Origin of the sequence: Sphingomonas sp. CARO-RG-8B-R24-01, from assembly GCF_022662295.1 — a bacterium.
Classification (GTDB): domain Bacteria; phylum Pseudomonadota; class Alphaproteobacteria; order Sphingomonadales; family Sphingomonadaceae; genus Sphingomonas.
Map to the genome: position 1 here is coordinate 129996 of NZ_JAKNQI010000008.1, position 12872 is coordinate 142867.

General features: G+C 66.3%; 15 protein-coding genes. 7 read left to right on the plus strand and 8 right to left on the minus strand.

The genetic code is table 11. The features are described from left to right. Positions 1 to 101: 101 nt before the first annotated feature. Both dprA and plsY read right to left on the minus strand, forming a co-directional pair. Positions 102 to 1199, minus strand: coding sequence for a DNA-processing protein DprA (gene dprA, locus L8G49_RS15950; RefSeq protein ID WP_242186741.1), 1098 nt, complete (start codon positions 1197 to 1199; stop codon positions 102 to 104). Continuing rightward, a complete protein-coding gene (gene plsY / locus L8G49_RS15955) occupies positions 1192 to 1797 on the minus strand; it encodes a glycerol-3-phosphate 1-O-acyltransferase PlsY (protein ID WP_242138362.1) in 606 nt (201 codons plus the stop codon). Before plsY ends, dprA begins: the two co-directional genes overlap by 8 nt. 112 nt (positions 1798 to 1909) lie before the next feature. Between plsY and murI the strand changes: the two genes are divergently transcribed. Both murI and hemA read left to right on the plus strand, forming a co-directional pair. Then, a complete protein-coding gene (murI, locus tag L8G49_RS15960) occupies positions 1910 to 2704 on the plus strand; it encodes a glutamate racemase (protein ID WP_242186742.1) in 795 nt (264 codons plus the stop codon). Between the two features lie 71 nt (positions 2705 to 2775). After that, a complete protein-coding gene (hemA, locus tag L8G49_RS15965; RefSeq protein WP_242186825.1) occupies positions 2776 to 4017 on the plus strand; it encodes a 5-aminolevulinate synthase in 1242 nt (413 codons plus the stop codon). Between the two features lie 162 nt (positions 4018 to 4179). Here hemA and L8G49_RS15970 read toward each other — a convergent pair whose 3' ends face one another. The 6 genes from L8G49_RS15970 to L8G49_RS15995 all read right to left on the minus strand — a co-directional run bounded on the left by L8G49_RS15970 (position 4180) and on the right by L8G49_RS15995 (position 8781). Next, positions 4180 to 4620, minus strand: coding sequence for a DUF3429 domain-containing protein (locus L8G49_RS15970; protein WP_242186743.1), 441 nt, complete (start codon positions 4618 to 4620; stop codon positions 4180 to 4182). A 33-nt stretch (positions 4621 to 4653) separates the two neighbouring features. Then, the gene (locus L8G49_RS15975) at positions 4654 to 5277 is read right to left on the minus strand and encodes a class I SAM-dependent methyltransferase (protein ID WP_242138739.1); all 624 of its coding nucleotides are present in this window, start codon (positions 5275 to 5277) and stop codon (positions 4654 to 4656) included. Positions 5278 to 5303: 26 nt separating this feature from the next. Further along, complete coding sequence (locus L8G49_RS15980; protein ID WP_242186744.1) at positions 5304 to 6545, minus strand: DUF3419 family protein; 1242 nt, start codon at positions 6543 to 6545, stop codon at positions 5304 to 5306. Positions 6546 to 6810: 265 nt separating this feature from the next. Then, positions 6811 to 7365, minus strand: a complete 555-nt coding sequence (locus L8G49_RS15985; RefSeq protein WP_242186745.1) for a fasciclin domain-containing protein — start codon at positions 7363 to 7365, stop codon at positions 6811 to 6813. Between the two features lie 97 nt (positions 7366 to 7462). Then, entirely contained in the window at positions 7463 to 8215 is a 753-nt protein-coding gene (locus tag L8G49_RS15990) for an anti-sigma factor (protein WP_242186746.1), read from the minus strand. Next, positions 8212 to 8781, minus strand: coding sequence for a sigma-70 family RNA polymerase sigma factor (locus L8G49_RS15995; RefSeq protein WP_242138740.1), 570 nt, complete (start codon positions 8779 to 8781; stop codon positions 8212 to 8214). Before L8G49_RS15995 ends, L8G49_RS15990 begins: the two co-directional genes overlap by 4 nt. A gap of 218 nt (positions 8782 to 8999) precedes the next feature. Here L8G49_RS15995 and rpiB point away from each other — a divergent pair, with 218 nt between their 5' ends. The 5 genes from rpiB to L8G49_RS16020 all read left to right on the plus strand — a co-directional run bounded on the left by rpiB (position 9000) and on the right by L8G49_RS16020 (position 12824). Beyond that, positions 9000 to 9452 carry a ribose 5-phosphate isomerase B gene (gene rpiB, locus L8G49_RS16000; RefSeq protein ID WP_242186747.1) on the plus strand — a complete coding sequence of 151 codons (453 nt, stop codon included), beginning with the start codon at positions 9000 to 9002 and terminating at the stop codon, positions 9450 to 9452. Next, positions 9449 to 10765 carry a serine hydroxymethyltransferase gene (gene glyA / locus L8G49_RS16005; RefSeq protein ID WP_242186748.1) on the plus strand — a complete coding sequence of 439 codons (1317 nt, stop codon included), beginning with the start codon at positions 9449 to 9451 and terminating at the stop codon, positions 10763 to 10765. Before rpiB ends, glyA begins: the two co-directional genes overlap by 4 nt. Continuing rightward, the gene (gene nrdR / locus L8G49_RS16010; RefSeq protein ID WP_010219069.1) at positions 10766 to 11236 is read left to right on the plus strand and encodes a transcriptional regulator NrdR; all 471 of its coding nucleotides are present in this window, start codon (positions 10766 to 10768) and stop codon (positions 11234 to 11236) included. It abuts the gene before it with no gap. 108 nt (positions 11237 to 11344) lie between these two features. Beyond that, positions 11345 to 12499: a TrmH family RNA methyltransferase gene (locus tag L8G49_RS16015; protein ID WP_242186749.1), complete on the plus strand. Its 1155-nt coding sequence runs from the start codon at positions 11345 to 11347 to the stop codon at positions 12497 to 12499. Between the two features lie 70 nt (positions 12500 to 12569). Then, positions 12570 to 12824, plus strand: coding sequence for a hypothetical protein (locus L8G49_RS16020; RefSeq protein WP_242138371.1), 255 nt, complete (start codon positions 12570 to 12572; stop codon positions 12822 to 12824). Positions 12825 to 12872 lie beyond the last annotated feature (48 nt).

The following is a 12872-nucleotide window of genomic DNA, read 5'->3' on the forward strand; positions in this document are numbered from 1 at the left end:
GTCTATTGCGTCCTTACGTGTACGCGCGAGGATGGAGAGCGGGATCGTTAGGCGTCAAGCGACGTATGATGCCGATGGAGACTTGCCAAGGGCGGGCGGGATCATGACAGCGCCACCCGCCCACCGGCATGACGCTCCAATCGTCCGGCCAGTTCGAGTTCGAGCAGTACCGTCTGGACGATCGCAGGCGATGCTTGCGATTGCCGGATCAGTTCGTCGATCGCGACCGGCACGGGGCCGAGCAGGTCGACGATGGCGCGTCGGTCGCTGTCGCTCGCATCCTCGGGCGTGGCCGTGCGGAAACCACTGCGGGGGCTCTCGACCATCCGCGAATCGATCGGGCGGATCGTTTCGAGCACGTCGGCGGCCGACTGGATCAACGTGGCGCCGTCCCGGATCAGCCCGTTGCACCCTTGCGCGCGGGGATCGAGCGGGCTGCCCGGCACCGCCATGACCTCGCGGCCCAGTTCGGCGGCGAGCCGCGCGGTGATCAGCGATCCCGACTTGGGCGCCGCCTCGACCACCACCGTGCCGAGCGCAAGGCCCGCGATGATCCGGTTGCGATAGGGAAAATGCCGCGCGCGCGGTTCCGTGCCGGGGGGCTGTTCCGCGATCAGCAAGCATTCGCGAGCGATCCGCTCCTGCAACTCGGCATTTTCGGGGGGGTAGGATATGTCGATCCCTCCCGCGATCACCGCAATCGTCCCGGTCTCGATCGCGCCGACATGCGCCGCGGTATCGACTCCGCGCGCCAGCCCCGAAACGACGACGACCTGTTCGCGGCCCAACTCGACGGCGAGCTGGCGCGCGAAGCGGCATGCCGCGGCGGACGCGTTGCGGGCCCCCACCATCGCAATGGGCGTCCGCGACAGCAGTGTCGCATCCCCGCGCAGGATGAGCGCTGGCGGGGCATCGTCGAGCTGGGCGAGCAGGGGCGGATAGGTCGGATCGCCCTTGAAGAAGTGTCGCGCGCCCAGACGGCGCACGCTGGCCAGTTCGCGCTCGGCGACGGCAGGCGCGGCAACCGCGGGCGGAATGCCGCCGCCGCGCGCTGCGAGTTGCGGAAGGGCAAGGATGGCAGCTTCGGGAGAACCGAAGCGCGCGAGCAGATGGGCATAGGTAACAGGCCCGATTCGCGGCGTCCGGATCAGGCGGAGCCGCGCGACCGCGTCGCCGCCGAGCCCCTCCGCATCAGCCACTTTTCTGCCCGATCCGCGGCTCGGTGCCGTTCATGAGCCGGTCGATGTTGCCCCGATGCTTCCAGAGCACCAGCAGCGCGAGCGCCATCAGCAGCAGCACGATATCGAACTTGTAGAAATAGGCCGCACACAATGGCGCGCTGACCGCCGCGGTCATCCCCGCAAGCGACGAAATTCGCCCGAACGCCAGAAGCGCGATCCACACCGCGGCGTAGAGGACCCCGATCGGCCAGTGCAGGGCGAGGACGATCCCGAGCAGGGTCGCCACGCCCTTGCCCCCCTTGAAGCCGAGCCACACCGGATAGAGATGACCAATGAACACCGCCGCGGCCGCAACCACGCCATTGCCGCCGAGGTACGCATCCGCGACCCATACCGCGACGAACCCCTTTGCCGCATCCAGGATCAGCGTGGCCGCCGCAAGGCCCTTGCGGCCGGTGCGCAGCACGTTGGTCGCACCGATGTTGCCGGACCCGACCTGACGCAGGTCGCCGGCACCCGCCATGCGCGTCAGCAGCACGCCGAACGGAATCGATCCCAGCAGGTAGCCGAGGACCAGCGCCGTCACCGGGGCAATCCACAGATATTCGGTCGGCACTGTTCGCAACCCCCCCTTGGCGGTCGATGATAGCAGGATGCGTGCCATGGCCCAACACCGTCGTGCAGGCCACGATTTTGTGATCTGCAGCGCTTCGGCTAGGGTCCGCCCGATGGATGAAAGACCCGTTTTGTTCTTCGACTCCGGGATCGGCGGATTGTCGGTGCTGGGCGCGGCACGGGCACAGCTGCCGTGCATGCCGCTGGTCTATGTCGCCGATTCGGGCGGTTTCCCGTATGGCACGAAGAGCGAGGCTGAAATCGGCGCACGCGTCCCGGCGCTGCTGGGGCGACTGGTCGAGCGCTATCATCCGCGCCTGATCGTGATAGCCTGCAACACCGCTTCCACGATCGCGCTTGCAGCGGTGCGCGGCGCGCTCGATCTTCCGGTGGTCGGGACGGTGCCGGCGATCAAGGTCGCCGCGCTGCACAGCACGACTCGCGTGATCGGCGTGCTCGGCACCGACGCGACCGTGCGGCAACCCTATGTCGACGATCTTGCCGCGCGCTTTGCGAGCGATTGCGTCGTTTTGCGCCATGGGTCGGCCGAACTGGTGACGCTGGCCGAGGCAAAGCTGCGCGGCGAGCCGACCGACCCGGCCCGCTATGCCGCGATCCTTGCCGGATTGTTCGGGCAGGAGGGCGGCGAGCGGATCGATACGTTCGTCAACGCTTGCACGCATTTCCCCCTGGTCGAGGCGGAGCTGCTCGCGGCCGCGCCGCGTCCGGTGCGGTTCGTCGACGGGTCGGACGGGATCGCGCGGCGGATCGCATTCCTCACCCGGGGTCAGGCATGGCCGGACGTGCCGAGGCCGGGACTTGCGGTGTTCACCGCGCGCACCCCGGGAATGGCGGCGCTGGATCAGGCACTCTCCGCCCATGGGCTCGGCGCGATCGAGATGCTGTGACACGGTCGCTCGATCAGAGTGATCGCGCAAAGGCGCTGGAATTCACCGGGGACGCGGTCTATTTGAGCAGCATGGACATGGAAACATCCGCGCGCGGAGTCGATTATTCGCGCATCTTCGCGCAGGCGATCGACCGCCTCCATGTCGAAGGTCGCTATCGCGTCTTCATCGACATCCTCCGCAACAAGGGCGCGTTTCCGAACGCCCGGTGTTTTGCGGGGCATAACGGCCCCAAGCCGATCACGGTATGGTGTTCGAACGACTATCTCGCGATGGGGCAGCATCCCGCGGTGATCGGCGCGATGGAAGAAGCGCTGCACGATGTGGGTGCGGGCTCGGGCGGCACGCGCAACATCGGCGGCAACACGCATTATCACGTCGACCTCGAATATGAGCTCGCCGATCTGCACGGCAAGCAGGGCGCCTTGCTGTTCACCAGCGGCTACGTCTCGAACGAGGCGACGCTGGCGACGCTCGCCAAGATCCTGCCGGGGTGCATCATTTTCTCGGACGAGCTCAACCATGCCTCGATGATCGCGGGGATCCGCAATTCGGGGTGCGAGAAGCACGTCTTCCGCCACAACGACCTCGCGCATCTGGAAGAACTGCTCGCGTCGGTCGATCCGGCAACGCCCAAGCTGATCGCGTTCGAGAGCGTCTATTCGATGGAAGGCGACATCGCGCCGATCGCCGAGATCTGCGACCTCGCCGACAAGTACAGCGCGCTGACCTATCTCGACGAAGTCCATGCGGTCGGCATGTACGGCCCGCGTGGCGGGGGCATCTCGGACCGCGAGGGACTTGCGGATCGGCTGACGATCATCGAGGGAACGCTCGGCAAGGCGTTCGGCGTGATGGGCGGCTATATCGCCGCGGACCAGACGATCGTCGACGTGATCCGCTCCTATGCTCCCGGGTTCATCTTCACGACGTCGCTGTCGCCGGTGCTGGTCGCCGGTGCGCTGGCCAGCGTGCGGCATCTCAAGGCATCGAGTGCGGAACGCGACGGGCAGCAGCGCGCAGCGTCGTCGCTGAAGGCGATGTTCGCCGGGGCTGGCCTGCCGGTCATGAACTCGACCACGCACATCGTCCCGCTGATGGTGGGCGACCCGGTCAAGGCCAAGAAGATCAGCGATATCCTGCTGGCCGAATACGGTGTGTACGTTCAGCCGATCAACTACCCGACCGTTCCGCGCGGGACGGAACGGCTGCGGTTCACGCCGGGTCCGGCGCATGACGAAGCGATGATGCGCGACCTCACCGATGCTCTGGTCGAAATCTGGAGCCGGTTGGAGTTGCGCAAGGCAGCCTGAGGCTTGGCCCGCTACGGAACCGCCGCGCAATCAATCCGTTACGCCTCCGACATCAAGAGGAGGCACTATGGGCAAGGGTTGTATTCTGTGGTTGCTGGGCGTCCCGATCCCGGTGATCATCGTGCTGTACCTGCTGTTCCACCACTGAGACCAGCGACCGGATCAGGCAAATGCCAGCAACAGGGTGAGCCCGCCCAATCCCAGCGATAACGGGAAACGCAGGCTCATCCACCAGCGGGGGGTCAGTCCGCCGCGCGCCAGTTGCACGTCGATGCCCAGGGCGCCGATCAGCGCGATGCCCAGCAGAGCGAGCGACGGTGCGGGCCACGGTTCGCCGATCGCCCAGGGCACCGCACTGCCAAGCGCCAGCAGGGACGGCGCAATGGCGGCGACCCACAGCCATTCCGGCGGCTTCTCGGCGGCGGCGCCGATCCCCCACCACAAGCCCCCCAGGAAACTGAGGATCAAGGCGGCATAGGCATAGCCGAGCGCGAGTGCCGAGAAGCGCAAGGCGCCGTCGCCGCTGAAGACGATCGCCACGGCAGCGATCTGCGGCAGCAGCCCGGCAAGGCCGAGCCAGCGTGGCAGGAGTGGCGGGTTCATGGCAGCCTTCCGATCATCATCATCCCGCCAAAGTCATGCGCGAGTGAGCGAGGCGCTCCAGGCATAGCCCCGGCGCAAGGAAGCGAAACGCCCGATCAGCCCGTGTTCGCGCGCGGTAGCCCGGACCGCCTCGGGCAAGGCGGCGCGCGGCATCACGTCGAACTTTGCAAGCCATGCGAACAGCATGACCTGAAAAGGGCGTGGCAAGCCCTCCTGCTGGCCGAAGTCCACAATGTCGAGCCGTCCCCCGGGGGCAAGCTTGCCGGCAGCCTCGCGAAGTGCCCCCTGCCAATCGGGGATCATCGACAGCGTATAGCTCTGGAATATCCGATCGAATGCGCCAATCCCGAACAGCGCGGTGGAATCGAACGCGGTCGCATCGCCCTGCGCAAGGGCTATGCGATGCGAAAGCCCCGCCGCGGCGATCTTGGCGCGGGCGGTTTCGAGCATCGCCGACGAGATATCGATCCCGAAATAGCGTGCATTGGGAAAGGCCCGCGCCGCCGCGATCAGGTTGCGTCCGGTCCCGCACCCGATTTCCAGGACGAGGCCCCCCGGCGGCGGGGCAATCCCGCCGATCAGCGCATCGCGACCCAGCAGATAATATTTGCGGGTCAGATCGTAGATATGGCGCTGCGATCGATAGATCGCATCCATATGCCCCGCATGGCCGGCAGGGTTCGTCACGCCAGAACGTAAAGGTGAACGCCGCCGTAGATCGAGGAGCGATCGCGCTTGGTGTAATCGCGCGATTCCTCGGTGCGATAGTCCCACCGCGCGAGGGTGGCGTCAGGGACACGTCCCGGCAGGATCGTCGGAATGCCGGCGGTGCGGAACAGCACGCGCGCGCCGGGCTTGGCGGTGCGGGTGATCTCGGTCCACAGGTCGGTCAACTGCTCGTCGGTCATCCAGTCCTGCGCGTCGAGCAGGATATAGCGGTCGAGCGTCGCATCGCTCTTGGTCCGCAGATATTCGGTGAAGTTGATGTGGCGCACTTCGATCCGCTCGGCGCGATCGACGATCTCGGCATGGTGGTCGCGCTGCAGATACGGCGGCAGGGGAGCGGCCTCGTCCTTGCCATAGCCACGGCCGAACGCCTGCCAGGCAAAATAATTGTCCTTGATGTCGAAGTCGCAGGCAAGCTTCTCGAGCCGCGCACGCAAGACGACCGCCATCTTCTCGTTGCCCGCCAGCGCATCATATTGCGCAGGCGGAATACCGAGGCCGAACAGCGACGCCGGCTGGTCGGTGATCCATTTCACGACCGCCTTGTCGAAGAAGGGGGCGAAGTCGCGGTCGAAAATCTCACGCTGCTCCTCGATCGACTTGGCCTCGAGCAGGACCCGCGGGTTCACGCCGTTCAGGCGCGCGAGCAGATGCGCCACGCCGATGAAGTTGCCGAGCAACCCGCGCTTGTAGACGTTTTTCGAAAAGCCGCCGATCCGGCGCCGCCCGATCATGTCGCGCCCTTCCCAATAGGCGAGCGTGGCTTCGTCGAAATGCGGGCGGATGTAGGTGCGATACGCCATCACGTTGGCCCGCGAATTGGCGGTCGCGAAGAAACGATGGAATGCCTCGTAGCTCGGCAGGTGACGCGCCGCGACGAGCTTCAGCTTGTTGAGCGCGATATGGGCGGTGTTGAGGTCGACCGCGGTGATCGCCCGCGGGTTGGCCGTCAGGTACGACAGTACGTTGCACCCGCCCGATGCGATCGTCACGACGTGCGAGTCAGGCGTGATCGCCAGCGCTTCCATGTCGACCGCGGGATCTTCCCAGATCTGCGCATAGACCAACCCGCGAAACGCGAAGGTAAAGGCGCGCTCCAGCAATCCCTGCTTGGACAGATGTTCGTGCCGATGCACCGCGCTTTGCACCGCGGTGTTCTTGGAGGTCGCATTCTTGGGGGACCGAAGCGCGATGGCCATCTCAACACTCTCCTGCCGGATCGCGCGTCGTCCTGGGGCGCGGGCGGCAAGGATGCCGCTACGACGATCTGGTGACGCTTCCATGACGATTTTGTGCGGGGATGAAAAGGACCTGCCGACTAAAGGGGGGCCGGCAGGTCCCTTACAATCATCCGTTCGCCGCAAAGGAGGGGATCCAGCGAACGGGTACGCGCATCGGCTTGGGGCCGAAGCATAGCAAGATACGAACGATTCCGGCTCGGGATGCGTCCAGGCCGAACTTTTTTTACGGGAGCATCACCGCGTCGATCACATGGATCACGCCGTTCGACTGCATCACGTTGGCAATCGTGATCTTTCCGCTGTGGCCCTTGGCGTCGGCGATCGTATAGCCCTTGCCCGACTTCATGAAGGTCAGCGTGCCGCCCTGTACGGTGGTGTAGGTTGCCTTGCCCATGTTCGCCTTGATCTTGGCGGCGATGTCGGCGGCGGTAATCGTGCCGGGTACGACATGATAGGTCAGCACCGACGTGAGCATCGCCTTATTCTCTGGCTTGAGCAGCGTGTCGACCGTGCCGGCGGGCAGCTTGGCAAAGGCCGCGTTGGTCGGCGCGAAAACCGTGAAGGGGCCCGGACCCGACAGGGTGTCGACCAGGCCGGCTGCTTTGACCGCTGCGACCAGGGTGGTGTGATCCTTCGAATTGACGGCATTCTCGACGATGGTCTTGTTGGCGTACATCGCCGCCCCGCCGACCATCGGGTTTGTCGCGGCGCCGGCGAACGATGCGCCGCCGACAGCGATGGCTGCCGCGATGAGCGCGGTTGGAATGATGCGGTTCATGACTGCTCTCCTGTTGCTGCGTCCTTGGCTGGACACGGCGGGAGATACGGCCATCGAGGCAGCGTAGATGCGGCGCGCGTAATTAACGTCGCGCCGATCAGACCGGTGCCAGCGCACCCTTGGCGACGACCGGCCCCGTCGGCAGTCCGGTCTTCGACCCGCCGAGCGGTTCGATCGAGACGGCCAGCGTCGCGCCGGCCGCGAGATGCCGGCGCACTGCCGGGCTCAGCGTCAAGGCGGTCCCGCCCCGATCCTGCAACAGACCCAGCGGACGCGGCGTTCCGTCTGCCGGGATCACCCACAATTCCGCGCTGCGATCGGCGCGTGCCAGCGTCGATTCGGTCAGCCGGATCGTGCCGCTGCCCTGATCATAGACGACGGTCATCGGCCCCACCTTGGCGTCCGGTTCGAGCGAAGCGACCAGCGTTGGCTGCGGGGCGGCGACCGGTGCGCTGACGCGCGGCTGCGGAACGGTCGGCAGCGGGACCGGACGGAGCAGCAGGATGGCCAGCAGGCCCACGGCGGCAACGCTGGACAGCGCCGCCAGCGACGGCCAAATCCGACTGCCGCGCGGCTGGGCGGAAACGACCGTCGGCACGCCGGACACGCGGTCGATCGACTGCTCGATCCGCGGAAGAATGTCGGGAGCCGGGATCTCCGGCCAAAGATCGAACAATTGTGCGAGATAGTCGCGCCACTGGTCCACGGCGCGGGCGAAACCCGGCTCGGAGAGGACACGGCGCGTCGCGGACGCGCGCTCCTCGCCCTCGAGCACACCAAGCGCGAGCTCGGCGGCCGTCGTGTCGGGACCTTCGTCGCCCGGCATTTCGGGATGCCGCGAGTCGGTCATCGTTCGAGGCACTCGCGCAGTCGGGCGAGGCCGCGACGCACCCAGCTCTTCATCGTTCCCAGCGGAACGCTCTGGCGCTCGGCGAGCTCGGCGTAAGTGACGCCGTCGAAGAATGCGGTGTGGATTGCGCCGCGCTGGCGCTCCTCGAGTGTTTCGAGGCATTCGCGCAGCAGATGATGCTGCTCGTCATCGAGCATCGTGGCGCTGGCGAGCGGCGCGGTGTCGATGATCGGTGGAGCGTCCTCGATCGGGGTTGCGCGACGAACCTTCTGGGCGCGTTGCCAGTCGATCGCGCGATTGCGCGCGATCGTGGCAAGCCATGTGATCGGGCTGGCGCGTGCGGGCTCATAGGCCCCGGCGCGCTTCCAGATCGTGAGGTATACGTCGTGCAACACGTCTTCCGCTGCCTGCCTTTCGCCGCAGATACGGTAGCAGATCCCGAAAAGCTTCGCCGAGGTCAGCGAATACAGGTCACGGAACGCCGCCCGGTCTTCCTCTCCGGTACGGAGCAGGACCTCGACCAGTCGCGCCCGCGCCGCCGCTTCAGGGGAGACGCCACCCGGCACCGGGGCCGAATAGGGGGCTGCTGCAGCATCGGGCGGGAAATCCGTCACAGCTCAGATGCCTACCCCGGCAGCGGGCGGCCCGCAATCGTTCGTCGCGGCGGAGCGGCGATTTGTGTCGGTATCTGCGGTTCGCTGTGGCATTTTGGCAGGCGCATCGGTATGGCGCAGCCAACGACCTGCCCCGCCGCGGGGGCTTTTTTTGAGGGAGCGCGCCCAGCTTGCGCATTGCCATCGCCTCCGATCACGCCGCCTTCGCTCTCAAGCGCGGGTTGTCCATTTGGCTTGCCGAGCAGGGCCACGATGTGCTCGACCTTGGCCCGGATAGTGATGCGCGGGTCGATTATCCCGATTACGGCTATGCGCTCGCGGAGGCGGTCGCATCCGGCGATGCGGAGCGCGGGATCGCCTTGTGCGGCTCGGGCATCGGCATCTCGATCGCGGTCAACCGCAACCCGGCGGTGCGCTGCGCTCTGGTGTCCGAGCCTTTGTCCGCTGCGCTTGCGCGCGAGCATAACGATGCCGATGTTCTGGCAATGGGCGCGCGGCTCGTCGGCGAGGACATGGCGCGCGCGTGCATCTCCGCCTTTCTTGCCACCGATTTCGCCGGTGGCCGTCATCAACCGCGCGTCGACAAGCTCGGCGCCCCCGCCTTCGTGAGAGAACCGGCATGAGCACCAACCCCACCCAGCTGCACGACGTCCAGCCCGACGGCTTCTTCACGCAAGGCCTCGCCGACGCCGATGCCGCCGTCTTCGGCGCGATCGCGCACGAGTTGACGCGCGAGCAGACCCAGATCGAGCTGATCGCGAGCGAGAACATTGTCTCCAAGGCGGTGTTGCAGGCGCAGGGCTCGGTCTTCACCAACAAGTACGCCGAGGGCTATCCGGGCAAGCGCTACTATCAGGGCTGCGCGCCGTCCGACGAAGTCGAGCAGCTTGCGATCGACCGCGCCAAGGCGCTGTTCGATTGCGCCTATGTCAACGTCCAGCCGCATTCGGGCGCGCAGGCGAACGGCGCGGTGATGCTGGCGCTGGTCAAGCCGGGCGAGACGATCCTCGGCATGAGCCTCGATGCAGGCGGGCATCTGACGCACGGCGCGCGCGCGGCGATGTCGGGCAAGTGGTTCAATGCCGTGCAGTACGGCGTCGATCCGGTCAGCCATCTGATCGACTTCGACGAGGTCGCGGCCTTGGCGCGCGAGCACAAGCCCAAGCTGATCATCGCGGGCGGCTCGGCCTATCCGCGCCAGATCGATTTCGCCAAGTTCCGCGCGATCGCGGACGAGGTTGGCGCCTATTTCCTCGTCGACATGGCGCATTTCTCGGGGCTGGTCGCCGCCGGGCTGCATCCGTCGCCGCTGCCGCACGCGCATGTCGTCACCACGACGACGCACAAGACGCTGCGCGGCCCGCGCGGCGGGATGATCCTCAGCAATGACGAGGCGCTCGGCAAGAAATTCAACTCGGCGGTGTTCCCGGGGCTCCAGGGTGGCCCGCTGATGCACGTCATCGCAGCGAAGGCGGTCGCGTTCGGCGAGGCGCTCCAGCCCGGCTACAAGAGCTACATCGCCGCGGTGATCGAGAACGCCAAGATCCTCGCCTCGACGCTGAAGGAGCGCGGCGCGGAGGTCGTCTCGGGCGGCACCGACACACATCTCGCGCTGATCGACCTGACGCCGCTGGGCGTGACCGGCAAGGACGCCGACGAGGCGCTCGAGCGCGCCGGAATTACCTGTAACAAGAACGGCATCCCCAACGATCCGCTCCCGCCGACCAAGACCAGCGGGATCCGCGTCGGCTCGCCCGCCGGCACGACGCGCGGGTTCGGCCCGGCCGAGTTCCGCGAGATCGGCAATATGGTCGCCGACGTGCTCGGCGGCTTGCGCACCCACGGCGAGCATGGCGACCCGCAGGTCGAGGCGAATGTCCGCGAACGCGTCCGCACCTTGTGCGCACGCTTCCCGATCTATCCCGAGGGCATGTGATTGCGCTGTCCGTTCTGCGGCCATGAAGACAGCCAGGTAAAGGATTCGCGCCCGACCGAGGATGCGGGCGCGATCCGGCGGCGGCGGCAATGCGAGGGCTGCGGCGCGCGCTTCACCACGTTCGAGCGGATCCAGCTGCGCGAGTTGACCGTGGTGAAGAGCGAGGGCGCTGGCCTGAAGCGCGAGCCGTTCGACCGCGAGAAGCTGCTGCGCTCGGTCTCGATCGCGGCGCGCAAGCGGCCGATCGAGGCGGTGCAGCTCGAGAAACTGGTGTCGGGGATCCAGCGCCAGCTCGAGACGCTCGGCGAGAACGAAGTGCGTTCGGGACGGATCGGCGAGATGGTGATGGAGGGGCTGAAGGGCCTCGACTCGGTCGCCTACATCCGGTTCGCGAGCGTCTATAAGGACTTCCGCGAGGCGCGCGACTTCGAGGAGTTTGCGGGGAATGTGAGCGAGGTGGGGAAGGGGTAGGAGCGGAGCGCTTGCCTCTGCTTTCATCCCCGGTTTCGCCCACTTCCGTTCGTCCCGAGTAGCGGCTGAGCGAAGGCGAAGACGCGTATCGAAGGACAGGGCTGCACGATGAGCTTCTGGGTCTACATTCTACGCTGTGGCGACGGCAGCTATTATACCGGGCACACCGACAACCTCGAGGGCCGCATCGGGCAACATCAGTCCGGTACAATTGAAGGCTATACGCAGATGCGCCGACCCGTTGTACTGGCGTGGTCGCAGGATTTTCCCTCGCGGATCGAGGCGCTTGAGGCTGAGCGCCAGATCAAAGGGTGGACACGGGTAAAGAAGGAAGCGTTGATGCGTTCGGACTGGCAGGCGCTGCATGAGGCCGCGATACCGCCCGCGGAGAGGGCCCTTCGACTTCGCTCAGGGCGAACGGAGGGGGATGGTTTCGACGAGCAACCGACGCCCGAATCTTTGATAGAAGCAACTGTTGTAAATTCCGTTCATGCTGAGCGAAGTCGAAGCACCGCCCCAAGCGAAACGCCCGAAACCGCACCTGCCCCGCCCCCCGTCCTCGTCCTCGTCCGCCCCCAGCTCGGCGAGAACATCGGGAAGGCCGCGCGTGCGATGCTCAATTTCGGGCTGACCGAGCTGCGCCTCGTCGCCCCGCGCGACGGCTGGCCCAATCCCGGCGCGGGCCCCGCCGCCTCGGGTGCGGATATCGTGCTCGAACAGGCGCAGGTGTTCGAAACCGTCGCCGAGGCGATCGCCGATTGCGCGCATGTCTATGCCACCACCGTGCGCAAACGCGGCATCACCAAGCCCGTGCTCACCCCCGAAGCCGCCGCGCAGGCGATCCACGCCACCGCGGGTCGCTCGGCGATCCTGTTCGGGCCCGAACGCTCGGGTCTCGAGACCGACGACGTCGCGGTCGCGCGCACGATCATCACCGTGCCGATCAACCCCGAGTTCGGCTCGCTCAACCTCGCGCAGGCGGTGATCCTGGTCGCGTACGAATGGTCCAAGGGCGTCGCGCTCGCGAGCCCGCCCGAAGTCGACATGCCGCTCCCCGCGCCGCAGGAGGAGCTCGACGGGATGATCGCGCAGCTCGATGCGATGCTCGAGGACAGCGACTTCTTCTTCCCACCCGCGCGGACGCCGGTGACCAGGCGGACCTTGCGGACGTTGCTGACAAAACCGGGTTGGTCGACGCAGGAGGTGCGGACGATGCGCGGGGTGTTGAGTTCTCTGGCAGGAAAGAAGCCACGCGGAACTTGAAGCAATACGCCCGGTCCGGTATTGCGGCGCAGCACCAACGGCAAAGTACGGTGCTGAGCATCCGGGGGGAATGATGAAGACGCTACTTGCCACTTTACTTTTGTGTGCGCCGATCACGGCGCAGGCGACGGAGCCTCAGTCTTCCGACAAGACCGCCGAAGGTGACAAGAAGATCTGCCGCTCGGAAGAGGTTACGGGCTCGCTGTTCCCGAAGCGCGTGTGCCGTAGCAAAGCGGAATGGGCGACGATCAGTGCTCAGCGGCAGGTTTTGACCGATCGGCTGCGCGATCAGAAATATGTCGGGGCGGCAGACGTCGCGCGCTGATCCTCGGCATGGGCGTTAGCGGCGCCGGCGCGTAAGCGTCCCGCGCGC